This is a genomic window from Lysobacter soli, assembly GCF_009755585.1.
GTDB lineage: Bacteria > Pseudomonadota > Gammaproteobacteria > Xanthomonadales > Xanthomonadaceae > Lysobacter_J > Lysobacter_J soli.
The window spans coordinates 911,028-934,337 of sequence record NZ_CP046603.1; the positions used below are offsets into that span (position 1 = coordinate 911,028).

The window sequence follows — 23,310 nt, forward strand, 5'->3', positions numbered from 1 at the left end:
CTCAGCGTTCAATCATCTCCCCCAGCACCGCACGCCCCTCGATGGCCACCGCGACCGGCTTACCGTCCCGCACGGTCACGGCGACGTCCATGAAACCACCGCGCCCGGCGCCATTGCGCTGGCGCGCACGGAAACGGGCCTCGCCGTCGCGCGCCGGCAGCAGCCCGTGCTTCACCAGCCACGCACCCATCGGCCCGTTCGCGTTGCCGGTCACCGGGTCTTCCTCGATGCCGATGCCCGGCGCGAACATGCGCCCGTGCGTCAGCGCGTCGTCGTCGGGCGCGACATCGAGCGTGAAAACGAAATAGCCGCGCGTGCCGGTGCGCTCGTCCAGCGCCGCCAGCCGCGTCATGTCGGGGCGCAGCGTGCGCAGCCGCTCGCGACTGCGGATCGGCACCATCAGCTTGCCGTGGCCCGTGCTCACGAACTGCACCGGGCCGCGTGGATCGAGTTCGTCGAAGGCCAGGCCCAGCGCGTCGGCGAGTTCGCGCACCAGCGCATCCGACAAGGGCTCGTCGAAGGTCGGCGGGTTCTGGTGGATGCGGACCGCGATGCCGTCGGCGTCCTCGCGCGTTTCCACCTGCTGGACGCCGGCGCCGGTGAGCTGCCGGCGCACGCCGCGCGTGCCGCCTTCCAGTGCGAGCGCGAAGTGCGCGCCGACCGTGGCGTGCCCGCACACCGGCACTTCGGTGGTTGGCGAGAAGAAACGCACATGGAGGTCATGGTCGTCGCCTTGCGCAGGCAGGACGAAGGCGGTCTCGGAGTGGCCCAGTTCGGCGGCGATCGCCTGCATCTGCGCGTCGCCGAGGCCGCGGGCGTTGGTGACCACGCCGGCGGGATTGCCTTCGCCGCGTGCGGTGGTGAAGGCGTCGATCCGGTAGATGCGCAGCGGGGCCATTCCGTGTTCCTGCTCGGGGGAGGGCGAAGTCTAGGATGCCCGTCCGGCGCGCAAGCGGCGTGGGACGGTGGGTTGCGGGATTGTCGCGGTCGCCGATCCGGCTCGCGGGACCGCCCGCGGGCGGGCTCGCGGCCCCGGGAAACGCTCGGGAGCTTGAAAACCCCGCATTCGCCGCCAGAATGCCCGCCTGACTTCGCAACGCCCGTCGTGCCATGCCGATCTATGCCTTCGAATGCGCCGCCTGCGGCCACTCCTTCGACCGCCTGCAGAAGATGTCCGACGCCGACCCGGTCGACTGCCCGTCCTGCGGAGCACCGCAGGTGCGCCGGCAGCTGACCGCCCCGCAGTTCCGCCTTGCCGGCGGCGGCTGGTACGAGACCGACTTCAAGAAGGACGGCGACAAGAAGCGCAACCTGGCCGGCGACGCCGGTTCGGCGCCGAAGTCCGAGTCCAAGCCCGCCGAGAGCAAACCGGCGGAGAAGAAGGCGGACACGCCGGCCTCCAAGCCCTCCACCTGAGGCTCGGGGGCGAGCACCGGCGCGAAGCTCGCTCCGGTGCCCGCGGCTGCCGCTAAAATGCGCAGTTCTCCGGCCACGCGGCCGGATCGCGAAACCTGGAGCCCCCATGCGTACCCATTTCTGCGGCCTCGTCGATGAGGCCCTGATCGGCCAGACCGTCACTCTGTGCGGCTGGGCCGACGTCGCCCGCAACCTCGGCGGCCTTTGCTTCATCGACCTGCGCGACCACGAGGGCATCGTGCAGATCGTGGCCGAGCCGACGACGGATGCGGCGCTGGGCGCAGGCGAGGCCAATGCGGCCGTGATCGCTACCGCCGCCAATGTCGGTTACGAGGACTGCCTGCGCGTGACCGGCGTCGTGCGCAAGCGCGAATCGGTGAACGCGAAGATCCGCACCGGCCAGGTCGAAGTCGTCGCGACCAAAATCGAGGTGCTCAACAAGGCCGAGCCGCTGCCGTTCCACGCGCACGAGAACCCGGGCGAGGACATCCGCCTGAAGTACCGCTACCTCGACATGCGCCGCCCCGAGATGCAGAAGATGATGCGCACGCGCATCAAGCTGGTGCAGGCGCTGCGCCGCTACCTCGACGAGCGCGGTTTCCAGGACATCGAGACGCCGATCCTGACCAAGGCCACGCCGGAAGGAGCGCGCGACTTCCTCGTGCCGGCGCGCATGCATCCGGGCGAGTTCTACGCGCTGCCGCAGTCGCCGCAGCTGTTCAAGCAGATCCTGATGATGGCGGGCTTCGACCGCTACTACCAGATCGCACGCTGCTTCCGCGACGAGGCGCTGCGCGCCGATCGCCAGCTCGAATTCACGCAGCTCGACATGGAGTTCGCGTGGGTGTCCGAGCGCGACGTGCAGGACACGGTCGAGGAAATGATCCGCGTCGTGTTCCGCGACGTGATGGGCGTCGAGCTCGCGGCGGAATTCCCGCGCATGACCTACGCCGAGGCGATGCGCCGCTACGGTTCGGACAAGCCGGACCTGCGCATCGCGCTGGAATTCACCGATATCGCCGAGTTGGTGAAGTCGTGCGAGTTCAAGGTCTTCACCGACTGGGCGAACCATGAGGACGGCCGCGTCGTCGCGCTGCGCGTGCCGGGCGCCTCGACGCTCAGCCGCAAGCAGATCGACGACTACGCCGCTTACGCCGGCAAGTTCGGCGCGAAGGGCCTGGCGTGGATGAAGGTCGAAGACGCGTCGAAGGGCCGCGAAGGCATCAACTCGCCGATCGCGAAGTTCCTCGACGACGCGACGCTCGCCGCGATCGTGCAGGCCACCGGCGCGACCACCGGCGACGCGATCTTCTTCGGCGCGGCGACGTACAAGTCGGCGTCGGACTTCATGGGCGCGCTGCGTCTGAAGGTCGCGAAAGACCTCGGCCTCGTGGCGGAAGGCTGGGCGCCGCTGTGGGTCACCGATTTCCCGATGTTCGAGTGGGACGACGAGGAGAACCGCTACGTCGCCCTGCATCACCCGTTCACCGCGCCGGCCGTGGATTCGATCGACGACCTGCGCGCCAATGCGAAGACCGCGGTGTCGCGCGGCTACGACATGGTGCTCAACGGCAACGAGATCGGCGGTGGTTCGATCCGCATCCACAACTCGCAGATGCAGAGCGCGGTGTTCGACCTGCTGGGCATCGGCGCGGAAGAAGCTGAAGGCAAGTTCGGCTTCCTGCTCGACGCGCTGAAGTTCGGCGCGCCGCCGCACGGCGGCATCGCGTTCGGCATCGACCGCATCGCCGCGCTGATGGCGGGCACCGAGTCGATCCGTGACGTGATCGCGTTCCCCAAGACCACCACCGCGCAATGCCTGATGACTGGCGCTCCGTCGCCGGTGCCGGACAAGCAGCTGGCGGAAGTGCACATCCAGATCCGTGAAAAGCAGGAAGGGAAGTAAACGATGAGCGAAGTTCCGTTTGACCTGGAGTGGGAAGCCCTCGGCGAAGCCGGTTCGGCCGCTGGCGCGGGCCTGGTGACCGAGCGCGCGCAGGTGTTCGGCGGCTGGCTGGTGCGCACGCGCGTGGCCGGCGTGGTGTCGCTGGCGTTCGTGCCGGACGACCAGTTCCGCTGGGACGGTGAGGATTTCGGCGACGAGTACGAAGAAGAGGACGAAGACGCCGAAGAGGACGAGGAAGACGAAGAGTCCGACGAGGACGAGGAAGAGGACGACCAGTAAGGATGGAGCTGCGTCGCGCGACGGTTTCGGATGCGCAGGCGCTGTCGGCGCTTTCGTCGACGTGCTTCACCCAGACCTTCGGCCATCTGTATCCGCCGCAGGATCTGTCGCATTTCCTCGACGAGGCCTACGCCCCCGCGGCGTGGGCCTCGTTGCTTTCCGATACTGCGTACGCGACGTGGCTGCTGGAACGCGACGGCGTCGCCATCGGCTACGCCACGGCGGGCGCGTGCTCGCTGCCGCATGCGGACGTCGCGCCCGGCGACGGCGAGCTGAAACGCCTCTACGTACTGCAGGAACACCAGGGCGGCGGGCGCGGTTCGCGCCTGTTCGATGCGGCGCTCGCGTGGCTGCTTCGCGACGGCCCACGCACGCTGTGGATCGGCATGTGGAGCGAGAACCACGGTGCGCAGCGGTTCTATGCGCGGCACGGCTTCGAGCGCGTGGGCGATTACGACTTCGTGGTCGGCAATACGCGCGACCATGAGTTCATCCTGCGGCGCGGGGCCTGACGCTCGCGGGACGGCCGTTGATTCCGGCCCCGGCGCCCACACCCCCACTTTCATGACCGACCACGCCGAACCCCGCCGGGTCCTGCTGATCCACGGCCTCTGGATGCCGCGGCTGTCCATGCACTGGCTGGCGCGGCGGCTGCGGGAGGCGGGTTTCGCGACCGAACTGTTCGGCTACCCGACCATCGCCGGCGGGCCGGAGGCGGCGCTGCCGATGCTGGCCCAGCGCCTTCGCAAGCGGCCGGCGCACGTGCTGGCGCATAGCCTCGGCGGGTTGGTGACGCTCACCGCGCTGGAATCCGAGCCGGATCTGCCGGTACGGCGCGTCGTATGCCTCGGCTCGCCCCTGCGCGGCAGCGCGGCGGCGCAGACGCTGGCGGGGCAGGCGTGGAGCAAGCCGTACCTCGGGCGCAGCGCCCGCCTGCTGCGCAGCGGCTGCCAGCCGTGGCGCGGACAGGCCGCGGTCGGGATGGTCGCCGGCCGCACGCCGCTGGGCCTGGGCCGCTACTTCGGCCGTTTCGACGGCGACAACGACGGCACCGTCGCCGTCGAGGAAACCCGCCTGGAGGGGCTCGCCGACCACGTGGTGATCCCCACCAGCCATACCGGCCTGCTGTTCTCGCCCGATGCGCTGCAGCTGGCGGTCGGTTTCTTCCGCGACGGCCGCTTCCCGGCGCGCGGCAGCGACGGCGGTATCGAGTAAAATTCCCCGCTTCGAACGATTGAAGCTGGACGGTTCCATGGGCAGAGGTCCCTCCATCGAGGCGCGCAAGAACGCGGTCGACGCGCAGCGCGGCAAGATCTTCACCAAAGTGATCCGCGAGATCGGCGTGGCCGCGCGCAGCGGCGGCGGCGATCCGGGGGGCAATCCGCGCCTTCGCGCGGCGATCGACAAGGGCCTGTCGGTCAACATGTCCAAGGACGTGATCGAGCGCGCCATCAAGAAGGCCACCGGCGAGCTGGAAGGCGTGGTCTACGAGGAGATCCGCTACGAGGGCTACGCCCCGGGCGGCGTGGCCGTGATCGTGGACTGCCTGACCGACAACAAGGTCCGCACCGTGGCCGACGTGCGCCATGCGTTCGGCAAGTTCGGCGGCAACCTCGGCACCGACGGCTCGGTGTCCTTCATGTTCAAGAAGCTTGGCGTGCTGTCCTTCGCCGCCGGCGCGAACGAAGAGAAGATCACCGAGCTGGCCATCGACGCGGGCGCGGACGACGTGGTCGTCTACGACGACGGCGCGATCGACGTGGTGACCGCGCCGGACGCCTTCGCCGGCGTGAAGTCGGCCATGGAAGCCGCCGGCCTGACGGCGGATTTCGCCGAAGTGACGATGCGCGCCGACAACGACATCGCCGTGGCCGGCGAAACCGCACAGCAGGTCGTGAAGCTGCTGCGCTGGCTGGAAGACATGGACGACGTGCAGAACGTCTATTCCAACGCCGATCTCGACGAGGGCGCCTACGCCTGACCTGAGGGTCGGACGCAGGCAAACCACGTGATGACCCGCATCCTGGGCATCGATCCCGGCTCGCAGCGCACGGGCGTCGGCGTCATCGACGTCGCGCCCGACGGCCGCTGCACCTACGTGCACGCGCAGGCGCTGGTGCTGCTGGAAGCGGAGGATTTCCCGTCGCGCCTGGGCCTGCTGTGCGACGGGCTCGAAGCGCTGCTGGATGAGTGGCAGCCACAGCAGATCGCGATCGAGACCGTCTTCATGGCGAAGTCGGCGACTTCGGCATTGAAACTCGGCCACGCGCGCGGCGCCGCTCTGGCGACGGTCGTTCGCCGGCGGCTTCCGGTCAACGAATACGCGCCGCGCGTGATCAAGCAGTCCCTGGTCGGCCGCGGCGCCGCCGACAAGGAGCAGGTCCAGCACATGGTGCGCCTGCTGTTGAACCTGCCCGGCATGAAACTGCAGGCCGACGCCGCCGACGCGCTGGCGATCGCGCTGACCCACGCCCACATGAGCGCCACCGCGGCGCGCACGGGCGTGGCGACCCATCTGTTGCGGAGACGCGGAGCATGATCGGAAGGTTGAAAGGCACGCTCGTGATGAAGCAGCCGCCGTGGGCGAAGCGACGCGCTTGCGAGCCACTGGCTCGCGCGTCGCTGAGCGCCCGGCCATGGATGGTCGGGCAGGGCTTGCCGAAGCCTGTCGCGCATCGCCAAGGGTGGCAGTCGTCGGAGGCTTCACCATGATTGGTCGCCTCAAAGGCACGCTCGTGATGAAGCAGCCGCCTTGGCTCGTAGTGGACGTCAACGGCGTCGGTTACGAACTCGAGGCGCCGATGAGCACGTTCTACGACCTGCCGGACCTGGGCCGCGAAGTCTCGCTGTTCACGCATTACGCGCAGAAGGAAGACAGCGTGTCGCTGTACGGCTTCCTGCGCGAAGGCGAGCGCCGGCTGTTCCGCGACGTGCAGAAGGTCTCCGGCATCGGCGCGAAGATCGCGCTGGCGGTGCTGTCGGGCGTGTCGGTCGACGAGTTCGCCCGCCTGGTGCAGGCCGGCGACATCACCGCGCTGACGCGCATCCCGGGCATCGGCAAGAAGACCGCGGAACGCATGGTCGTGGAACTGCGCGATCGCGCGGCCGATCTCGCCGGCGTCGGCGCGACGCTGAACGTGCCGGGCGCTGCCGGCGACGCGCAGAGCGAAGCCGTGATCGCCCTGCAGCAGCTGGGCTACAAGCCTGCCGAGGCCGTGCGCATGGCGCGCGAGGCCACCGAGGCCGGCGACGACGCTGCCGCCATCATCCGCAAAGCGCTAAAGTCCGCGCTTCGCTGACACCCACACCAGATCTGCGGCGTTCCGGCGTCGCCCCTGTCGATCCCATCCCATGTCCCTTCCCGCATCCGATTCGCGCAGCCATGGCCACGATCACGGCCAGGGCAAGGGGCTGGCCGGCCTCATCGTTGGCGCGATCGGTGTCGTCTTCGGCGACATCGGCACCAGCCCGCTGTACACGCTGAAGGAAGCCTTCTCGCCGCACTTCGCCGAGCGTCTGGGCATGGTGGTGAACGAGGCGACGGTGCTGGGCATGCTGTCGCTGGTGTTCTGGGCGCTGATGATCGTGGTGACGGCCAAGTACGTCACCATCATCATGCGCGCCGACAACCAGGGCGAGGGCGGCATCATGGCGCTGATGGCGCTGGCCCAGCGCACGCTGCCGAAGGGTTCGCGATCGGCGTACGTGGTGGGCATCCTCGGCATCTTCGGCGCGTCGCTGTTCTTCGGCGACAGCGTGATCACGCCGGCGATCACCGTGCTGGGCGCCGTGGAAGGCCTGGAAATCGCCGCGCCCGGGCTGCACCGCTTCATCGTGCCGCTGTCGGTGGTGATTCTGGTCCTGGTGTTCCTCGCACAGCGCTTCGGCACCGAGAAGGTCGGTCGCGTGTTCGGCCCGGTGATGCTGGTGTGGTTCCTGTCGCTCGCGGCGATCGGCATCTACAACATCGCCAAGGCGCCGGCCGTGGTGGCCGCGCTCAATCCGATGTGGGGCATGCGCTTCTTCATGGAGCACGGCACCCTGTCGGTGATGATCCTGGGCGTGGTGGTGCTGGCGGTCACCGGCGGCGAGGCGCTGTACGCCGACATGGGCCACTTCGGCGCGCGTCCGATTCGCCACGGCTGGTACTTCATGGTGCTGCCGTGCCTGACGCTGAACTACCTGGGCCAGGGCGCATTCGTGCTCGCGCACCCAGAAGCGGTGAAGAACCCGTTCTTCGAAGCCGTGCCGCCGTGGGCGCTGTATCCGATGATCATCCTGGCGACGATGGCGGCGGTCATCGCCTCGCAGGCCGTGATCACCGGTGCATATTCGGTGGCCAGGCAGGCCATGCAGCTGGGCTTCCTGCCGCGCATGCAGATCAAGCACACCTCGCGCGAAACCATCGGCCAGATCTACGTGCCGGGCATCAACTGGCTGCTGATGATCGCGGTGCTGGCGGTGGTGCTGGCGTTCCGCAGCTCCACCGCGCTGGCGACGGCGTACGGCATCTCGGTGTCGGCGACGATGCTGATCGACACGCTGCTGCTGGCGCTGGTCGCGCGCGCGCTGTGGCCGCGCTGGCGCACCTGGGTGCTGCCGCTGTGCCTGGTGTTCTTCGTGGTGGACGTGGGCTTCGTCTTCGCCAACGGCGCGAAGTTCTTCGACGGCGCGTGGTTCCCGCTGCTGCTGGGCGTGGTCGTGTTCACGCTGCTGCGCACCTGGCGCCGCGGTCGCGAACTCCTGCACGACGAAGTCCGCAAGGAAGGCATTGGGCTGGACACCTTCCTTCCCGGCCTAATGCTCGCGCCGCCCGTGCGCGTGCCGGGCACGGCGATCTTCATGACCGCCGACAAGGGCGTGGTGCCGCACGCGCTGCTGCACAACCTCAAGCACAACAAGGTGCTGCACGAGCGCAACGTGTTCCTGACGGTGGAAACGCTGAACATTCCGTACGCGCCGAAGGAAAAGCGCCTGAAGATCGAGTCCATCGCCGGCGAGGACTTCTACCGCGTGCTGATCCGGTTCGGCTTCATGGAAGTGCCCGACGTGCCGCTCGCGCTGATGCGCTCCTGCGACGCCGGCGGCACTTATTTCGATCCGATGGACACGACGTATTTCGCCAGCCGCGAAACCGTGGTCGCCAGCCGCCACCGCGGCATGCCGATCTGGCGCGACCGCCTGTTCGCCTTCATGCACCGCAACGCAGCGCCGGCGACGGGTTTCTTCCGGATTCCGGGCAACCGGCTGGTGGAGCTGGGCGCGCAGGTCGAGATCTGACCGGCACGGAGCGTGCCAGCGGCCTCGTGAGGCCTGCCGTTGTGAGGCATGTCCCTGTGCCGCATGCGCCACGCATGCGAACATAACCGGATGAACGATTCCCGCATCATCGCCGCCGGCGCCACGCGCGAGGACGAGGCCATCGAGGCCTCGATCCGCCCCAAGCGCCTGGACGAGTACCTCGGCCAGCAGCCGGTGCGCGAGCAGATGAAGATCTACATCGAGGCGGCCAAGGCGCGCGGCGAGGCGCTGGACCACGTGCTGATCTTCGGGCCGCCGGGCCTGGGCAAGACCACGCTGAGCCATGTCATCGCCAACGAGCTCGGCGTCAACCTGCGCCAGACCTCGGGCCCGGTGATCGAGAAGGCGGGCGATCTGGCGGCCTTGCTGACCAACCTGCAGCCGCACGACGTGTTGTTCGTGGACGAGATCCACCGCCTCTCGCCGGCGATCGAGGAAGTGCTCTATCCAGCGATGGAGGACTACCAGATCGACATCATGATCGGCGAGGGCCCGGCCGCCCGTTCGATCAAGCTCGACCTGCCGCCGTTCACCCTGATCGGCGCGACCACGCGCGCGGGCCTGCTCACCGCGCCACTGCGCGACCGCTTCGGCATCGTGCAGCGGCTGGAGTTCTACAACGCCGAGGAACTCACGCGCATCGTGCGGCGCTCGGCGCACATCCTCGGCATTTCGTGCGAACCCGAAGGCGCGGCGGAAATCGCCCGCCGTTCGCGCGGCACGCCGCGCATCGCCAACCGCCTGCTGCGCCGCGTCCGCGATTACGCGCAGGTGCGCGCGGGCGGGGCGATCACGCGCGAAGTAGCCGACGCGGCCATGGCGATGCTCAAAGTCGATCCGGAAGGCTTCGACGACATCGACCGCCGCCTGCTGCACACCATCGTCGATTCCTTCGACGGCGGACCGGTCGGGGTGGAATCGCTGGCCGCGGCGCTGAGCGAGGAGCGCGGGACGATCGAGGACGTCATCGAGCCGTACCTGATCCAGCAGGGTTTCCTGATCCGTACCGCCCGCGGCCGCATGGCTACGCCGAAGGCCTATCGGCACATCGGCCTCAAGCCCAAGCCCGGCCCGGGCGGACTCTTCGAGGAGGCCTGACGTGTCGCAAGCAACGACGATTGGGGCGACGTTCAGTTGGCCGACACGCGTCTATTGGGAAGATACCGACGCGGGTGGGGTGGTCTATCACGCGCAGTACCTGGCCTTTATGGAGCGCGCCCGCACCGAGTGGATGCGCGCCCACGGCTACGGCCAGGAACTGCTGCGGCGCGAACACGACCTGGTGTTCGCGGTGCGTGCGATGCAGATCGATTTCCTCAAGCCGGCGCGACTGGACGATGCGCTGGGAGTGGAAGTCGAGCTCACGCAATGCCGGCGCGCGAGCGCGGTATTCGCGCAGACGATCCGCCGCGGCGACGAGGTGCTGCTGACCGCGCAGGTGCGCGTGGCGGCGCTCGATGCCGCCGGTTTCCGCCCGCGCGGGATTCCCTCGCCGCTGCTGGACGAGCTCAAGTCGCTCGAACGGCCGCGTTGAGCGGCGTCCGGGCATTCACCCCGAAACGACAGTCGTCCGTTAAAGACATTCGTTGCAATCAGTCCCGCACGACGGGCACGGAGAACCAAGCATGACGCCACTGCTGACCGCGCTGCAGGCCACGACGGTCGAGGCCCTTCCGGAAGACGCCGCCAACGCCGCGGCCAATGCCGCGCAGGCCGTGACGGCCGGTGCCGCCGGCGACAACAGCCTCAACCTGCTCACCCTGGTGCTGCACGCCAGTATCCCGGTGCAGTTGGTGATGTTGCTGCTGCTGTTCGGTTCCATCGCCTCGTGGGTGATCATCTTCCGCAAGAAGCGCGTGCTCGACCGCGCCGCGCGCGAGGCCGACCAGTTCGAGGAGCGCTTCTGGTCCGGCGCCGAACTGTCCAAGCTCTACGCCGGTTCGACCGAGCGCAATCGCGACATCTCCGGCCTGGAAGCGATCTTCGAAGCCGGCTTCCGCGAGTTCAGCCGCCTGCGCCAGCGCCGCGGCGCCGACAGCCGCATGCAGCTGGAAGGCGCGCAGCGCGCCATGCGGGCCACCGGTTCGCGCGAGATCGACGGCCTCGAACACAACCTCGAGTTCCTCGCCAACGTCGGTTCGATCAGCCCGTACGTCGGCCTGTTCGGCACGGTGTGGGGCATCATGATTTCGTTCCAGGGCCTGGCGAACATGAAGGAGGCGACGATCGCCACCGTCGCGCCGGGCATCTCCGAAGCGCTGGTCGCCACCGCGATGGGCCTGTTCGCCGCAATCCCGGCGGTGTGGGCCTACAACCGCTTCGCGACCAAGGTCGAGCGCATCGCTGTTCGCTACGACGCGTTCTCCGAAGAGTTCTCCTCGATCCTGCAGCGCCAGGTCGACGAGGTTTGATGCGAGTCCCTCGCAAAAGCCCGCACGCCGTCGTGCGGACTCTTCAACTGCCGCCCTGGTCGCTGACGCGCCGGGCCACCTGAGGAAGCCATGGCCGGAATCAACGCGCGCCGCCATCGCAAGCGCAAGCTCAAGGCCGAGATCAACGTCGTGCCGTACATCGACGTCATGCTCGTGCTGCTCATCATCTTCATGGTCACCGCGCCCTTGCTGAACCTGGGCGTGGACATCGACCTGCCGCAATCCAACGCCAAGTCGATCCAGGAAAAGAAGGACCCGGTAATCGTCAGCGTCGACGCGTCGGGCAACTACTTCCTGACGGTCAAGGCCGGCAGCAATGAAGCCGTGACCGCCGAAACCCTCACCGCGAAGGTCCGCGGCATCGTGTCGCAGAATCCCGACGTGGCGGTCTTCGTCGCCGGCGACGCCAAGGCCAACTACCAGAAGGTGATGGATGCGCTGGTGCTGCTGCAAAGCGCCAACGTCAAGAAGGTCGGGCTGATGAGCCAGCCCGATCAGGCCACGCTCGGCCAGGCCAACCAGGGCCGTCGCTGATGCGGGAAACGCGCGCCGACACCACGCAGGCGATCGTCGCGGCGCTGCTGCTGCACGTGCTGCTGTTCGGGCTGATGTTCATCGGCCTGTTCTGGACGCGTTCCAGTGCGCCGGTGTCCGTGGCCGGCTCGCCGGTGGCGGCCGAACTGATCGACGCCAACGCGCTGTCGCCGGCGATGCAGCGTACGCTGCGCGATCGTCCCAAGCCGGTCGAGGAAGAAATTCCGCCGCCGCCGGAGCCCGAGGACGTCGCGCCGTTGCCGCAGCCGCTGCCCGAGCCGGTGCCGCAGGACGCCGTCGCGCCGCCACAACAGGCGCCGCAGGATTTCATCCCGGTGCCCGACACCGAGAACCAGGAAGCGGTCGTCGAAACGCCCACGCCGACGCCCGCCGAAGAAAAGAAGGCGCAGGAGCTCAAGCGCAAGCAGGAGCAGGTCGACCTGACCGAGCAGAAGCGCCAGCAGGAAGTCGAGCAGCAGCGTCGCCTGGCCGCACAGCAGGAACAGGAACGCCAGCAGAAGCTCGCCGAGATCCGCAAGAAGCGCGAGCAGGCCGCACGCGAGGCGAACCTCGCCGAACAGCGCCTGCGTCAGATCGCGGACGTCCGCGCGCGCCAGTCATCCGAAACCTCGCCGAGCAGCGGCAGCGACGCCGCCAGCCCGCCTCCGGGCAACAACGGCGTCGACACCGGATTGAAGGCGCGCTACGCCGCGGCGCTGCAGGAAGCGATCCTCGCCAAATGGACCCGCCCGGAAACGGTGCCGGTGGGCGCGCGTTGCACGCTGCTGATCCGCCAGCTCCCGGGCGGGCAGGTGATGAGCGCGGAAGTGTCATCGCCCTGCGCCTACGATGAGCAGGGCCGGCGCTCGATCGAGGCCGCTGTCCTAAAGGCCCAGCCGCTGCCGTACGCCGGCTTCGAATCGGTGTTCTCCCGCAACCTGACGCTGAACTTCACCGCGCAGGACCGCTGAGGCCGCTCGGGCGGCCTCGCGGCGGCGGGGCGCTCGGTGCGCCGTCGCGGGGTTCAGCTTTGAGGCGGCGTTCACCTGCCGGCGTTAACAATTACAAAGCTGAACGGATTGCCTCGCGCGGTCCGCCGACCGGAACGGATTGAAGACTGGAGTGCCGATGAAACGATCCCTCGCCTGGCTGGCTTCCCTGCTCGCCCTGTTGCTGCCCCTGTCCGCCATGGCCCAGCAAGGGCTCGAGATCGACATCGTCGGCGGCAACGCCGCGGCCATGCCGATCGCCGTCGTGCCGATGCCCTATCAGGGCAGCGCGACCGCACCGCAGACGGACGTCTCCGAAGTGGTGGCCGCCGACCTGGCGCGCTCGGGCCAGTTCCGTCCGCTGCCGGCGGCCGACATCACCGAGAAGCCCACGCGCGGCGGGGAGATCAACTATCCCACCTGGCGTGCGCTCAACCAGGACTACATCGTCGTCGGCCGCGTGCTCGATGCCGGTGCCGGCAGTTTCCGCGTCGAGTACGAACTGTTCGACGTGGCCAAGCAGCAGCGCCTGCTCGGCTTCGCGCTGACCGCACGCGCCAATGCGATGCGCGATGTCGCGCACCAGATCGCCGACGCCGTGTACGAGAAGATCACCGGCGTGCGCGGCGCGTTCTTCACCCGCATCGCCTACGTCACGGCCACCGGCACCGGTCGCGCCGCGCAGTACGCGCTGATGGTCGCCGACTCGGACGGCTTCAATCCGCAGACCGTCGTGCGCTCGCCCGAACCACTGCTGTCGCCTTCGTGGAGCCCGGATGGCAACCGCCTCGCCTACGTCAGCTTCGAAGGCGGGAACTCGTCGATCTACATCCAGAACATCTCCACCGGCGCGCGAGAACTGGTCGCCAAGTACCGCGGCATCAACGGTGCGCCGTCGTTCTCGCCGGATGGCCGTCGCCTCGCGCTGACGCTGTCGCGCACGGGTAATCCGGAGATCTACGTGATGGACCTGGGCAGCAAGAACCTGACCCAGCTGACCAACCACTTCGCCATCGACACCGAACCGACCTGGAGCGCCGACGGCGGCACGATCTACTTCACCTCCGACCGCGGCGGCCGTCCGCAGATCTATTCGGTCCCGTCCAGCGGCGGCAGCGCCACGCGCGTGACCTTCCAGGGCAGCTACAACGCCAGCGCCAGCGTGTCTTTCGACGGCAAGAAGATCGCCACCGCGCAGGGCAACGGCAACAACTACCGCATCGCGCTGATGGACAGCAGCCTCGGCGCTGCGCGTTGGAGCACACTTTCGCCCGGCTCGCTGGACGAGTCGCCGAGCTTTGCCCCCAATGGCGCGATGATCCTTTATGCTGCGCGCGAGGGCCGCCGGGGCGTGCTCTACGCCGTATCGTCCGACGGCCGGGTGCGCCAGCGCCTGGTGCTGGCGGATGGGGACGTGCGTGAGCCGGCCTGGGGGCCGTTCCGTTTGCCGCGTTGATATACGAAAGCGGTGTATTAACTTAGCAATTTGCCCCGATCTGACCCACGCCCGTTTTGACGAGGAATAACCATGAATAACACCACTCGCGTCCTGCTCGCCGCCGTGCTCTGCACCGCGGCCGTGGCCTGCTCCAAGAAGGTCAAGGAAACCCCGGTTGCCGAAACCACCCCGCCGCCGGCCCAGACCGAGCAGCCCGCCACCTCGGGCGTGTACGGCCCGGCCGACCTCGACACGGACGCCTGCCTGCGCCAGCGCGTCGTGTACTTCGATTTCGACCAGGACACCCTGCGTCCGGAATTCCAGGCCATCGTCGGTTGCCACGCCAAGTACCTGCGCGACCGTCCGTCGTCGCGCATGACGCTGGAAGGCCACGCCGACGAGCGCGGCAGCCGCGAGTACAACCTGGGTCTGGGCGAGCGCCGCGGCAATGCCGTGTCGTCGGCCATCCAGGCCAACGGTGGCTCGGGCAGCCAGATCACCGTGACCAGCTACGGCGAAGAGCGTCCGGTCTGCACCGACTCGAACGAGGATTGCTGGGCCAAGAATCGTCGCGTCGAGATCGTCTACACCGCCAAGTAAGCGTTGATGATCCGCAAGACCGTACTCGCCATGGCATTCGCAGCGGCCCTCGTGGCCGCTGCGCCTGCCGTTGCGCAGCGCGCCAGCCTGGCCGATCGCGTGACTGTTCTCGAACAGCAGGCGGCCAACAACCAGGGCAACGTCGACCTGCTCAACCAGGTCACCCAGCTGCGCAACGAGATCCAGGCCCTGCGTTCCCAGGTCGAGGAACTGCAACAGCAGAACCAGCAGCTGATGCAGAGCTCCAAGGCCCAGTACCTGGATCTGGACGGTCGTATCAATCGCCTGGAGAGCGGCGCGGTCGTCCCGCCCGCTCCCGGTGCGACGCCGGCGCCGGCGGGCAGCAAGCCCGCCGCGCCGTCGGCATCGGCCAAGGACCGCCCGCCGGCGGTCTACGGCGACAAGGGTGCGATCGCCAAGAGCGGCGATGAGCGCGTGGCCTACGACGCCGCGTTCAACGCGCTCAAGGGCGGCGACTACGTCGAGTCGGCCCGCCTGTTCCAGGCCTTCATCGAAACCCACCCGGAAGGCGCCTACACGCCCAACGCGCTCTATTGGCTCGGCGAAAGCTATTACGTCACCCAGAACTACCAGATGGCCCAACTGCAGTTCCAGTCGCTGCTGGACCGCTACCCGACCCACGACAAGGCCCCGGGCGCGATGCTCAAGATCGGCCTGTCGCAGTTCAACCAGAAGCAGGTCGAGGCCGCCGAGCGCACGCTCGCCGACGTGTCGACCAAATACCCCGGCACCGACGCCGCCCGCACCGCCAGCGACCGCCTCAACGCGATCCAGCTCGGCCGGCTGCGCTGATCCGCTAAAATGGCGGGATGAACGCCGTCCCCCCCGATGCGGCCGTCGCATCGTCCGACCGGCTGCGCATCACCGAAATCTTCCTGTCCCTGCAGGGCGAAGCACGCGCGATCGGCTGGCCGACCGTCTTCGTCCGCCTGACCGGCTGTCCGCTGCGCTGCCAATACTGCGACACCGCCTATGCCTTCCATGGAGGCGAGTGGTGGCAGATCGACGACATCCTGGCCGAGGTCGCCCGCCACGGCGCGCGGCACGTCTGCGTGACCGGCGGCGAGCCGCTGTCGCAGAAGCGCTGCATCAGCCTGCTCAAGCGCCTTTGCGACGAGGGCTACGACGTCTCGCTGGAAACCTCCGGCGCGATCGACATTGCCGACGTGGACCCGCGAGTGTCGCGCGTGCTCGACATCAAGACGCCGGGTTCGATGGAGGTGCACCGCAACCTCTGGTCGAACCTGCCGTTGCTCACGCCGCACGACCAGGTGAAGTTCGTGATCTGCTCGCGCGAGGACTTCGACTGGGCGAGAGGCATCGTCGCGGAGCATCGCCTGACGGACGTCTGCGACGTTCTGTTCTCGCCGAGTTTCGCCCAGATCAAGCCGAGCGACCTGGCCGACTGGATCGTCGCCGAGCGCCTGCCGGTGCGATTCCAGCTGCAACTGCACAAGATTCTGTGGAACGACGAGCCCGGCCGCTGAGCCGGTTCGTTTTCGAGGAAACGCCATGAAGAAAGCCGTCGTCCTGGTTTCGGGCGGGATGGACTCCGCCGTCGTCGTCGCCATCGCTCGCGCGCAGGGCTTCGACGTGCACGCGCTCAGCGTCCGCTACGGGCAGCGCCACACGTCCGAACTCGATGCCGCGCAGCGCGTCGCCGATTCGCTCGGCGCCGTCGCGCACAAGACGGTCAACGTCGACCTGCGCAGCATCGGCGGGTCCGCGCTGACCGACGAAACCATCACCGTGCCGACCGACGCCGATGGTCACGCCGTCGGACAGGACGCGACGAAGGACGCGATTCCGGTGACGTACGTGCCGGCACGCAACACGATCATGCTGTCGGTCGCGCTGGGCTGGGCCGAAGTGCTGGGCGCGAACGACCTCTTCTGCGGCGTCAACGCCGTGGATTACTCGGGCTATCCCGACTGCCGACCGGAATTCGTCGAGGCCTTCGAGAAACTCGCCAACCTCGCCACCAAGGCGGGTGTGGAAGGCGCAGGCATCCGCGTGCACGCGCCGCTGCAGTTCATGAGCAAGGCCGACATCGTGCGCGAAGGCGTGCGCCTGGGCGTGGATTTCGCGCAGACCGTCTCGTGCTACCAGGCCGACGACGAGGGCCGCGCCTGCGGCCATTGCGATGCGTGCCGCCTGCGTGCCGAAGGTTTCGCCGCGGCCGGTGTCGCCGATCCCACGCGTTACGTCTGAACGAGGCCTCGCACGCGACGGGCACGCGTCACCTGCACCGTCACGGCGCCCTGCGCTAGAATGCACGCCCCGGCGCAACGCCGGTAACGCGCTCCGCACCGCGGACGCTGATCTTCAAGTGGGCCGTTAGCTCAGTCGGTAGAGCATCGGACTTTTAATCCGCTGGTCGATGGTTCGAATCCATCACGGCCCACCAGTTTCGACAGACGCAACGCACCGCCAGTTCGTAGTTCTGTGCGGCGACCTGACCTGTCACTCGACTTCGCTTGTTTGCAATCGTCGTAGTACCGGCCAACTGCATGCGTGCGTGAATATCGCGACCAAGCCGGATGGTTGCCAATGGTGCCGAATGCGCAGGTCGGAGCAATCTCGACGCGCCGGAATCACCAATACCGCGCAAAACACGACACGCGATCCAACCGCGAACCTCCCAGCCAACAACGTGTGTTTGCCACGTACGTCATCCGCGGCAACGAAGCAAAGTTGCCGACGCCTAGTCCGCCGAAAGCAGATGAATGTCGTCCGGGTGCACGCGATACAGATGGGCCGGGCAGGAGAAAGCCGGTTCGCGATCGGTCGGCAGCGTGTCCCAGCGTCCCTGCGCGGAATTGCGGGCGCTCTCGTCCAGGTGCCAGGCCTGGATGCGTGCGCCCATGGCGAATGCGGCGCGAAGCGCGGCATAGTCATCGATGCGGTTCATGGGGGCCTCGTGTTGCGGAATCGATGCGCATGCATCGGAGTGCAAACGATGGACCCGGCGCGTCCCAGGCGTTAAGACGCCGGCGCAGCGGTTTTACATGGGTTCATGCGCGATGGAGCGACCACATCGGCGAACCATGAATGGACGATGCATGCGGCGGCAGCCGCCGCATGCATCGCGAAGGGCGCTTACTTCAGCGCGTCCTTGAGGGCCTTGCCCGGCTTGAACGCCGGCACGATGGTGGCCGGGATCACGATGTCCTCGCCGGTCTTCGGGTTGCGGCCGGTGCGGCCGGCGCGGTTGCGCGCCTCGAAGGTGCCAAAGCCCACCAGGGTCACGGCTTCGCCGTTCTTCAGCGTGGCGGTGACGGATTCGACCAGCGCATTGAGCGCCGCCTCGGCCTGGGACTTGGTGAGCTGCGAACGCTCGGCGATGGACTCGACCAGCTGTGCCTTGTTCATGCGGATTCCTGATTGGAAGGGCCGCGTAGCATACAGGCTAGCCGCCGATGTCTCATGTCCGAGGCCCGCCGGACCGGCTCAGGGCGGGAATTTCCAGCCAATGGCGAGCACCTGGTGGCGGTCCTCGAAGACCGGTCGGGCCGATTGGGCCTGGGTGGCGATCCGGTACCAGAACTCCAGCGTCGACTCGGTCACGCGCAGGCGATGGGCGTAGGCGCCGATGTAGACGGGCAGGTGGCCGACGTAGATCGCACCGTCGACGGCGTCTTTCTGCGCCATGAAACGCGGTCGCCGTGGCCGTCTTCCGGAGGAGGGAACCGGTTCTTCCATCGATGCGAAGCGCTCGGCGTACATCCGTTCCATGATCCGCGCCACCGAGGCGTAGCTGTTGTGGGCCGGCAACAGGGAGAGCAGCCGTCTTGGCTCCTCCCGATTGCCGTAGTCCTCGTAGATCACCCAGCCCGCGCTCTGGTCCATTGCGTCGACTCCCCGTACGTCCCGGCAGGTCGCGCGTCCGTCCGACGGGGCGGGCACGGTGTCGCTTCGTAAGGGCGATTCTTCATCCACGGGCGAATGCGCGGGCGCGGAAGGGCGCGTTTGCCGACGAAGCGCGTGCCTCATGCCATTGCCTCCGGTGTCATCGCATCAGACACCCGGCACGGGGAGGCGCAACATGCGGCACTCGAAGATGGGGCCGGGCGTTCCGCGATCGGTGGCGATGCGGTACCAGAACTCCAGTACGCCGGCGTGCGAAATGATCCGCTGCGCGTAGACGCCGACGAACCGCGGGGACTGGCCGACGTAGATGCCGCCATGGCGCGGATCCGTCTTGGCGGCAAACCGGGAATCCTGCGGCCGGCGCTTGTAGGCGAAGCGCTCGTCCAGCGATGCATAGCGATCGACATACACCTGCTCGGCATAGCGCGCGATCGACGCGACGCTGCGATGGGCCGGCAGCAACGACAGCAACCGGCATGGTGACCCGAACGACGCGTCATCCTCATACACGACCCAACCGGCTCCGCGATTGATCGTCGTCGGCATGATCAAAGCACCTGCCGAGCGCGGCGCGAGCCACGTAGCGCACGGCATGGGCAGGAACAGCTGCGGCTTCTCATTTCTTGACCCCATGTCGTTTCGATCAGGGGCTAAGCATTTTTCGCCGCCGTGCAAACCATCAATGCGAAGTTTTCTTTGCGTCGAGGATGTCGGCGCACGCGAGATTGCGTTTCTCGTGCGCAAAGCGCTGAATCCAGGAAGAAAGTGCGGCGTCCGCGGACACGGGTGCGACGCGGTGGGAAGCGTTCGAACGACCGCCGGCTTTACACCGGATTCAGAAAATTGCCGCATCACCCGTGCGGCAAAGAGCAATGGCACGAGCGGCAAACAGTCGAAGCTTTCGGTCAACCGTACCGTGGCGTCTTCAGATAAGTCTCAAGTTCAGTGAGCAAACGCCACAGATCTTTTCGCCTTGACCCAAGGGCGAATCGATTCAGTCGTCCCCGGTCGCCTGACTCGCCACCGCCGTACTGCTGCGCGAAAAGCGCGGCAACGTGTCGCGGGCGTCGAACCACGCGATGCGCGAACGTGTCCAGACGTGGTCATCGATACGTACTCGATCCGGCTCATCGAGGCTTCCCACGCAGACCTGAACGCGGTCGGCGAGTACCGCTTCGCGCATCCCGAGCGTGCTTCCGCACCGGGCGCAGAAGCCGCGCTCGGCGTTCGCCGAAGAGCGGAACCACGTCGGCTCCATCCCCGACCACGTGAAGGCAGTCGCCGGGAAATGCACGAACGCCAGCGCCGGTGCGCCCGAATGACGCCGGCACATCCCGCAATGGCAGATCACACCGCGCAGCGGTTCGGCCGTCGCGCGGTAGCGGATCGCGCCGCACAGGCAGCCGCCTTCAAAAATCGTTTCATCCGACATTCCATTGCTCCCGATCACGCCCGCGGCGATGACGCGAGCAATCAGCCCGCGCTGGTCCGCGGGTAATGCCGCATCGCCTCGTTGGCGCGCTCCCACGGCAGTTTGTGTTCGATCCAGATTTCCTTCGTCGGCGGGAACTGTTCGGGCGCGTCGAGCGTGGCCGTGGTGATGTCGATGCTGTCCACGTCGTCGTCGTGCCGGTAGCTCAGTTGCGTGCCACAGACGCCGCAGAAGGTGCGCGTCACGTCCGGCGAGGAGCGGTACCGCACCGGCATGCCGTGGCTGAAGACGAGGCTGTTGACGTGGAAGGTCGACCACGCGACCGACGGGGCGCCGCTGGCTCGCCGGCAACTCCGACAGTGGCAGATGCTGCGCGACACGGGCGGCGCCGTGGCGCTGTAGCGGACGGCCCCGCACAGGCAGCCGCCTTCGATGGTCATGCCCATGTTGGCCTCCACGACCCTGACGTGGCGGAAAGTCAGGCTATCCGGGGGAATGTGTGGGGAGCGCGAGGAAGCCGGCCGTAGAGCCTGCGGGCGAGGCCCGGCGCGTCAGGCCGCGTCGAACAGCTGCTGCAGCACCGCCTCGCCGTAGCGATCGAGCTTGCTCGCGCCGATGCCCGGCACGCGGGAGAGCTCGTCCAGGTCGTCCGGCGCGGCCTGGGCGATCGCGCGCAGCGTGCTGTCGTGGAAGATCACGTACGCCGGCACGTTCTGCTCGCGCGCCATGTTGCTGCGCCATTCCCGCAGCGCATCGAAACGCAGCTGCGATTCGGGATCCAGGTCGATGGCGACGGCCGTAGCGGCTCCGCCGCGGGTACGGCGTCCGCGCGCCGGCTTCTCGGGTTCGTGGCGGAAACGCAGTTCGACTTCGCCCTTCAGGACCGGCCCGCTGAGCGCGGTGAGGCGCAACGCGCCGTGGTGCTCGATGTCGGCTTCCAGCAGGCCGCCGGCGACGAGCTGGCGGAACACGCCGCGCCACTGGCGCTCGTCCAGGTCGCTGCCGATCGCCCACGTGCTCAGGGTTTCGTGGTTCCACTGCTTGACCTTGTCGGTCGCCACGCCACGTAGCACGTCGATGACGTGGCCGGCGCCGAAGCGCTGGCCGGTGCGGTACACGCACGACAGCGCCTTGCGCGCGGCCTGCGTGCCGTCCCAGCTGCGGGGCGGATCCAGGCAGTTGTCGCAGTTGCCGCACGCGCCGCCATGCGCTTCGCCGAACCAGCCCAGCAGCGATTGCCTCCGGCATTGCGTGGACTCGCAATAGCCGAGCAGCGCGTCGAGCTTGCGCAGTTCCAGGCGCTTGCGTTCCTCGCCGGCCTCGCCCTGCTGGATCAGCTGCCGCAGGTTCACCACGTCGCCCAGGCCGTAGCTGAGCCAGACCTCGGCCGCTTCGCCATCGCGACCGGCGCGGCCGGTTTCCTGGTAGTAGCCTTCGATCGACTTGGGCAGGTCGACGTGCGCGACGAATCGCACGTCCGGCTTGTCGATGCCCATGCCGAACGCGATCGTCGCCACCATCACGATGCCGTCCTGCTGCAGGAAACGCCGCTGGTTCTGCGCACGCAGCGACGCCTCCATGCCGGCGTGGTAGGGCAGGGCGTTGATGCCGGCGGCCTGCAGCTGCTCGGCGACGGTCTCCACGCGCTTGCGCGAGAAGGCGTAGACGATGCCGCTTTCGCCGCGATGGGCGTCGAGGAAGTCCAGCAGCTGCCGCACGCCACCGCCGTCCTTGTGGACGATGCGATAGCGCAGGTTCGGGCGGTCGAAGGAACTGACGAACTGTCGCGCGTCTTCCAGTGCGAGCCGCTCGGCGATCTCGCGCCGTGTCGGCGCATCGGCGGTGGCCGTCAATGCGATGCGCGGAACGTCCGGCCAGCGCTCGTGCAGCACCGTCAGCTGGCGGTACTCCGGTCGGAAATCGTGGCCCCACTGCGAGACGCAGTGCGCTTCGTCTATGGCGAACAGCGCGATGCGCGCGCGATCGAGCAGCGAGAGGAACCGGTTGGTCAGCAGCCGCTCGGGTGCGACGTAGAGCAGGTCCAGTTCGCCCGCAAGCAGCTGGCGTTCGACGTCGGCCGCGGCGTTCGCATCGAGCGTGGAGTTCAGGAAGGCCGCACGCACGCCGAGCTGGCGTAGCGCCTCGACCTGGTCCTGCATCAGCGCGATCAGCGGCGAGACCACCAGGGCGCACCCATCACGCAGCAGCGCGGGCAGCTGGTAGCACAGCGACTTGCCGCCGCCGGTGGGCATGAGGACGAGGGCGTCGCCACCGCCGGTGACGTGGTCGACGATCTGCCGTTGTTCGCCGCGGAAGCCGGGATGGCCGAACACGCGGCGGAGCAGATCGAGTGCGGGGTCTGACATCGGCCTAGTTTAACGAAGCCCGGCGATGGCGGGCCCTCGGAAAACGGCGGAAAACCGCATCGGATCCGTCCGCAACAGCGCCAGAAAGCAGAAACCCCTCTCCCTGCGCGGGAGAGGGGTTCGGCGAACCTTGAATCAGCGGGCCTGCGCCGCCATCACTCCAGCAGGGAGCGCAGCATCCACGCGTACTTCTCGTGGGTCTGCAGTCGCTGGGTCATCAGGTCGACGGTCGGATCGTCGCCGGCATCGTCGGCGGTCTTGAGGACCTTGCGCGCGGTGCGGGCCACGGCCTCGTTGCCGGCCACCAGCTGGCGGACCATTTCCTTCCAGTCCGGGGCTTCGGTCAGGCCCGGTTCCTCGGGAATCGAGCTCAGGCGGATGAATTCGGCGTACGAGCCCGGTGCGTTGAAACCCAGCGCACGGATGCGTTCGGCGGTTTCGTCCAGCGCGGTCCACTGCTCGGTGTACTGGGTTTCGAACATCACGTGCAGGCTGTTGAACATCGGCCCGGTGATGTTCCAGTGGAAGTTGTGGGTCTTCAGGTACAGCGTGAAGCTGTCGGACAGGAAGCGCGACAGTCCCTCGGCGATCTTCTGGCGGTCGCCGCCGCTGATGCCGATGTCGATGGCCTGGCTGCTGGCCGTCGGCGTCAGCTGGGTCTGCGACTTGTCGGACTTCTGGGGCTTGGCGGGCTTGTCGTTCTTGGCTTTGGCCATTGCGGTTCTC

At 67.6% G+C, this 23,310-nt stretch carries 29 protein-coding genes and 1 tRNA gene; 21 read left to right on the plus strand and 9 right to left on the minus strand.

Annotation, left to right across the window (positions count from 1 at the left end):
• Position 1: 1 nt before the first annotated feature.
• Positions 2-898, minus strand: coding sequence for a PhzF family phenazine biosynthesis isomerase (locus GOY17_RS04125; RefSeq protein WP_157029438.1), 897 nt, complete (start codon positions 896-898; stop codon positions 2-4).
• A gap of 212 nt (positions 899-1,110) precedes the next feature.
• Here GOY17_RS04125 and GOY17_RS04130 point away from each other — a divergent pair, with 212 nt between their 5' ends.
• From GOY17_RS04130 to GOY17_RS04225, 20 genes are all read left to right on the plus strand, one after another.
• Positions 1,111-1,416: an FmdB family zinc ribbon protein gene (locus GOY17_RS04130; protein ID WP_157029439.1), complete on the plus strand. Its 306-nt coding sequence runs from the start codon at positions 1,111-1,113 to the stop codon at positions 1,414-1,416.
• 106 nt (positions 1,417-1,522) lie between these two features.
• Positions 1,523-3,322, plus strand: a complete 1,800-nt coding sequence (aspS, locus tag GOY17_RS04135; RefSeq protein ID WP_157029440.1) for an aspartate--tRNA ligase — start codon at positions 1,523-1,525, stop codon at positions 3,320-3,322.
• Positions 3,323-3,325: 3 nt separating this feature from the next.
• Entirely contained in the window at positions 3,326-3,601 is a 276-nt protein-coding gene (locus GOY17_RS04140; RefSeq protein WP_115843765.1) for a DNA primase, read from the plus strand.
• Positions 3,602-3,603: 2 nt separating this feature from the next.
• Complete coding sequence (locus tag GOY17_RS04145; RefSeq protein ID WP_157029441.1) at positions 3,604-4,113, plus strand: GNAT family N-acetyltransferase; 510 nt, start codon at positions 3,604-3,606, stop codon at positions 4,111-4,113.
• Positions 4,114-4,165: 52 nt separating this feature from the next.
• Positions 4,166-4,816: an esterase/lipase family protein gene (locus GOY17_RS04150; RefSeq protein WP_157029442.1), complete on the plus strand. Its 651-nt coding sequence runs from the start codon at positions 4,166-4,168 to the stop codon at positions 4,814-4,816.
• 37 nt (positions 4,817-4,853) lie between these two features.
• Positions 4,854-5,582: a YebC/PmpR family DNA-binding transcriptional regulator gene (locus GOY17_RS04155; protein WP_157029443.1), complete on the plus strand. Its 729-nt coding sequence runs from the start codon at positions 4,854-4,856 to the stop codon at positions 5,580-5,582.
• A 30-nt stretch (positions 5,583-5,612) separates the two neighbouring features.
• The gene (gene ruvC / locus GOY17_RS04160) at positions 5,613-6,140 is read left to right on the plus strand and encodes a crossover junction endodeoxyribonuclease RuvC (RefSeq protein ID WP_157029444.1); all 528 of its coding nucleotides are present in this window, start codon (positions 5,613-5,615) and stop codon (positions 6,138-6,140) included.
• Between the two features lie 169 nt (positions 6,141-6,309).
• Positions 6,310-6,900, plus strand: coding sequence for a Holliday junction branch migration protein RuvA (gene ruvA / locus GOY17_RS04165; protein ID WP_157029445.1), 591 nt, complete (start codon positions 6,310-6,312; stop codon positions 6,898-6,900).
• Between the two features lie 52 nt (positions 6,901-6,952).
• Complete coding sequence (locus GOY17_RS04170) at positions 6,953-8,881, plus strand: potassium transporter Kup (RefSeq protein WP_157029446.1); 1,929 nt, start codon at positions 6,953-6,955, stop codon at positions 8,879-8,881.
• A gap of 90 nt (positions 8,882-8,971) precedes the next feature.
• Positions 8,972-10,000, plus strand: coding sequence for a Holliday junction branch migration DNA helicase RuvB (gene ruvB, locus GOY17_RS04175; RefSeq protein ID WP_157029447.1), 1,029 nt, complete (start codon positions 8,972-8,974; stop codon positions 9,998-10,000).
• A 1-nt stretch (position 10,001) separates the two neighbouring features.
• Complete coding sequence (ybgC, locus tag GOY17_RS04180; protein WP_157029448.1) at positions 10,002-10,436, plus strand: tol-pal system-associated acyl-CoA thioesterase; 435 nt, start codon at positions 10,002-10,004, stop codon at positions 10,434-10,436.
• A gap of 91 nt (positions 10,437-10,527) precedes the next feature.
• Positions 10,528-11,313 carry a protein TolQ gene (gene tolQ, locus GOY17_RS04185; protein WP_157029449.1) on the plus strand — a complete coding sequence of 262 codons (786 nt, stop codon included), beginning with the start codon at positions 10,528-10,530 and terminating at the stop codon, positions 11,311-11,313.
• A 90-nt stretch (positions 11,314-11,403) separates the two neighbouring features.
• A complete protein-coding gene (gene tolR, locus GOY17_RS04190; RefSeq protein WP_157029450.1) occupies positions 11,404-11,868 on the plus strand; it encodes a protein TolR in 465 nt (154 codons plus the stop codon).
• Positions 11,868-12,839 (plus strand): cell envelope integrity protein TolA, encoded by a 972-nt coding sequence (gene tolA / locus GOY17_RS04195; RefSeq protein ID WP_157029451.1) that lies wholly within the window; start codon positions 11,868-11,870, stop codon positions 12,837-12,839. Before tolR ends, tolA begins: the two co-directional genes overlap by 1 nt.
• Before the next feature lie 157 nt (positions 12,840-12,996).
• Positions 12,997-14,313 (plus strand): Tol-Pal system beta propeller repeat protein TolB, encoded by a 1,317-nt coding sequence (gene tolB / locus GOY17_RS04200; RefSeq protein ID WP_115843743.1) that lies wholly within the window; start codon positions 12,997-12,999, stop codon positions 14,311-14,313.
• A gap of 72 nt (positions 14,314-14,385) precedes the next feature.
• A complete protein-coding gene (pal, locus tag GOY17_RS04205; RefSeq protein ID WP_115843741.1) occupies positions 14,386-14,895 on the plus strand; it encodes a peptidoglycan-associated lipoprotein Pal in 510 nt (169 codons plus the stop codon).
• A gap of 9 nt (positions 14,896-14,904) precedes the next feature.
• A complete protein-coding gene (gene ybgF, locus GOY17_RS04210; RefSeq protein ID WP_181902856.1) occupies positions 14,905-15,708 on the plus strand; it encodes a tol-pal system protein YbgF in 804 nt (267 codons plus the stop codon).
• A gap of 17 nt (positions 15,709-15,725) precedes the next feature.
• On the plus strand, positions 15,726-16,403 hold the full coding sequence (gene queE / locus GOY17_RS04215) for a 7-carboxy-7-deazaguanine synthase QueE (RefSeq protein ID WP_157029452.1): 678 nt from the start codon (positions 15,726-15,728) through the stop codon (positions 16,401-16,403).
• 25 nt (positions 16,404-16,428) lie between these two features.
• Positions 16,429-17,127 carry a 7-cyano-7-deazaguanine synthase QueC gene (gene queC, locus GOY17_RS04220; protein ID WP_157029453.1) on the plus strand — a complete coding sequence of 233 codons (699 nt, stop codon included), beginning with the start codon at positions 16,429-16,431 and terminating at the stop codon, positions 17,125-17,127.
• 120 nt (positions 17,128-17,247) lie between these two features.
• A tRNA-Lys gene (locus GOY17_RS04225) sits at positions 17,248-17,323 on the plus strand.
• 297 nt (positions 17,324-17,620) lie between these two features.
• Here GOY17_RS04225 and GOY17_RS04230 read toward each other — a convergent pair.
• From GOY17_RS04230 to GOY17_RS04245, 4 genes are all read right to left on the minus strand, one after another.
• Complete coding sequence (locus GOY17_RS04230; RefSeq protein WP_157029454.1) at positions 17,621-17,827, minus strand: hypothetical protein; 207 nt, start codon at positions 17,825-17,827, stop codon at positions 17,621-17,623.
• Positions 17,828-18,015: 188 nt separating this feature from the next.
• On the minus strand, positions 18,016-18,288 hold the full coding sequence (locus GOY17_RS04235) for an HU family DNA-binding protein (RefSeq protein ID WP_115843733.1): 273 nt from the start codon (positions 18,286-18,288) through the stop codon (positions 18,016-18,018).
• A gap of 78 nt (positions 18,289-18,366) precedes the next feature.
• Positions 18,367-18,765: a hypothetical protein gene (locus GOY17_RS04240; protein WP_157029455.1), complete on the minus strand. Its 399-nt coding sequence runs from the start codon at positions 18,763-18,765 to the stop codon at positions 18,367-18,369.
• 168 nt (positions 18,766-18,933) lie between these two features.
• Positions 18,934-19,332, minus strand: coding sequence for a hypothetical protein (locus GOY17_RS04245; protein WP_157029456.1), 399 nt, complete (start codon positions 19,330-19,332; stop codon positions 18,934-18,936).
• Here GOY17_RS04245 and GOY17_RS04250 point away from each other — a divergent pair.
• Positions 19,316-19,735 (plus strand): hypothetical protein, encoded by a 420-nt coding sequence (locus tag GOY17_RS04250; RefSeq protein ID WP_157029457.1) that lies wholly within the window; start codon positions 19,316-19,318, stop codon positions 19,733-19,735. The genes GOY17_RS04245 and GOY17_RS04250 overlap by 17 nt on opposite strands.
• 45 nt (positions 19,736-19,780) lie before the next feature.
• Here GOY17_RS04250 and GOY17_RS04255 read toward each other — a convergent pair whose 3' ends face one another.
• The 4 genes from GOY17_RS04255 to GOY17_RS04270 form a co-directional block, all read right to left on the minus strand.
• Positions 19,781-20,218 (minus strand): GFA family protein, encoded by a 438-nt coding sequence (locus GOY17_RS04255; protein ID WP_157029458.1) that lies wholly within the window; start codon positions 20,216-20,218, stop codon positions 19,781-19,783.
• A gap of 41 nt (positions 20,219-20,259) precedes the next feature.
• Positions 20,260-20,664, minus strand: coding sequence for a GFA family protein (locus GOY17_RS04260; RefSeq protein ID WP_157029459.1), 405 nt, complete (start codon positions 20,662-20,664; stop codon positions 20,260-20,262).
• A gap of 105 nt (positions 20,665-20,769) precedes the next feature.
• Positions 20,770-22,584 (minus strand): DNA helicase RecQ, encoded by a 1,815-nt coding sequence (gene recQ / locus GOY17_RS04265; RefSeq protein ID WP_157029460.1) that lies wholly within the window; start codon positions 22,582-22,584, stop codon positions 20,770-20,772.
• A gap of 155 nt (positions 22,585-22,739) precedes the next feature.
• On the minus strand, positions 22,740-23,300 hold the full coding sequence (locus tag GOY17_RS04270) for a Dps family protein (RefSeq protein WP_115843721.1): 561 nt from the start codon (positions 23,298-23,300) through the stop codon (positions 22,740-22,742).
• Positions 23,301-23,310: the final 10 nt, after the last annotated feature.

What these genes read in the sequence shown, in the direction of transcription:
- pal (WP_115843741.1), top strand. Translation starts at nt 14,386, where the DNA reads ATGAATAACACCACTCGCGTCCTGCTCGCCGCCGTGCTCTGCACCGCG.
- GOY17_RS04230 (WP_157029454.1), bottom strand. Translation starts at nt 17,827, where the DNA reads ATGAACCGCATCGATGACTATGCCGCGCTTCGCGCCGCATTCGCCATG.
- GOY17_RS04245 (WP_157029456.1), bottom strand. Translation starts at nt 19,332, where the DNA reads ATGCCGACGACGATCAATCGCGGAGCCGGTTGGGTCGTGTATGAGGAT.
- GOY17_RS04270 (WP_115843721.1), bottom strand. Translation starts at nt 23,300, where the DNA reads ATGGCCAAAGCCAAGAACGACAAGCCCGCCAAGCCCCAGAAGTCCGAC.
- GOY17_RS04240 (WP_157029455.1), bottom strand. Translation starts at nt 18,765, where the DNA reads ATGGACCAGAGCGCGGGCTGGGTGATCTACGAGGACTACGGCAATCGG.
- GOY17_RS04260 (WP_157029459.1), bottom strand. Translation starts at nt 20,664, where the DNA reads ATGGGCATGACCATCGAAGGCGGCTGCCTGTGCGGGGCCGTCCGCTAC.
- GOY17_RS04130 (WP_157029439.1), top strand. Translation starts at nt 1,111, where the DNA reads ATGCCGATCTATGCCTTCGAATGCGCCGCCTGCGGCCACTCCTTCGAC.
- GOY17_RS04150 (WP_157029442.1), top strand. Translation starts at nt 4,166, where the DNA reads ATGACCGACCACGCCGAACCCCGCCGGGTCCTGCTGATCCACGGCCTC.
- ruvB (WP_157029447.1), top strand. Translation starts at nt 8,972, where the DNA reads ATGAACGATTCCCGCATCATCGCCGCCGGCGCCACGCGCGAGGACGAG.
- GOY17_RS04235 (WP_115843733.1), bottom strand. Translation starts at nt 18,288, where the DNA reads ATGAACAAGGCACAGCTGGTCGAGTCCATCGCCGAGCGTTCGCAGCTC.
- queE (WP_157029452.1), top strand. Translation starts at nt 15,726, where the DNA reads ATGAACGCCGTCCCCCCCGATGCGGCCGTCGCATCGTCCGACCGGCTG.
- tolR (WP_157029450.1), top strand. Translation starts at nt 11,404, where the DNA reads ATGGCCGGAATCAACGCGCGCCGCCATCGCAAGCGCAAGCTCAAGGCC.
- tolB (WP_115843743.1), top strand. Translation starts at nt 12,997, where the DNA reads ATGAAACGATCCCTCGCCTGGCTGGCTTCCCTGCTCGCCCTGTTGCTG.
- tolQ (WP_157029449.1), top strand. Translation starts at nt 10,528, where the DNA reads ATGACGCCACTGCTGACCGCGCTGCAGGCCACGACGGTCGAGGCCCTT.
- GOY17_RS04125 (WP_157029438.1), bottom strand. Translation starts at nt 898, where the DNA reads ATGGCCCCGCTGCGCATCTACCGGATCGACGCCTTCACCACCGCACGC.
- GOY17_RS04170 (WP_157029446.1), top strand. Translation starts at nt 6,953, where the DNA reads ATGTCCCTTCCCGCATCCGATTCGCGCAGCCATGGCCACGATCACGGC.
- ruvC (WP_157029444.1), top strand. Translation starts at nt 5,613, where the DNA reads ATGACCCGCATCCTGGGCATCGATCCCGGCTCGCAGCGCACGGGCGTC.
- ruvA (WP_157029445.1), top strand. Translation starts at nt 6,310, where the DNA reads ATGATTGGTCGCCTCAAAGGCACGCTCGTGATGAAGCAGCCGCCTTGG.
- aspS (WP_157029440.1), top strand. Translation starts at nt 1,523, where the DNA reads ATGCGTACCCATTTCTGCGGCCTCGTCGATGAGGCCCTGATCGGCCAG.
- GOY17_RS04140 (WP_115843765.1), top strand. Translation starts at nt 3,326, where the DNA reads ATGAGCGAAGTTCCGTTTGACCTGGAGTGGGAAGCCCTCGGCGAAGCC.
- GOY17_RS04155 (WP_157029443.1), top strand. Translation starts at nt 4,854, where the DNA reads ATGGGCAGAGGTCCCTCCATCGAGGCGCGCAAGAACGCGGTCGACGCG.
- GOY17_RS04255 (WP_157029458.1), bottom strand. Translation starts at nt 20,218, where the DNA reads ATGTCGGATGAAACGATTTTTGAAGGCGGCTGCCTGTGCGGCGCGATC.
- GOY17_RS04145 (WP_157029441.1), top strand. Translation starts at nt 3,604, where the DNA reads ATGGAGCTGCGTCGCGCGACGGTTTCGGATGCGCAGGCGCTGTCGGCG.
- tolA (WP_157029451.1), top strand. Translation starts at nt 11,868, where the DNA reads ATGCGGGAAACGCGCGCCGACACCACGCAGGCGATCGTCGCGGCGCTG.
- queC (WP_157029453.1), top strand. Translation starts at nt 16,429, where the DNA reads ATGAAGAAAGCCGTCGTCCTGGTTTCGGGCGGGATGGACTCCGCCGTC.
- recQ (WP_157029460.1), bottom strand. Translation starts at nt 22,584, where the DNA reads ATGTCAGACCCCGCACTCGATCTGCTCCGCCGCGTGTTCGGCCATCCC.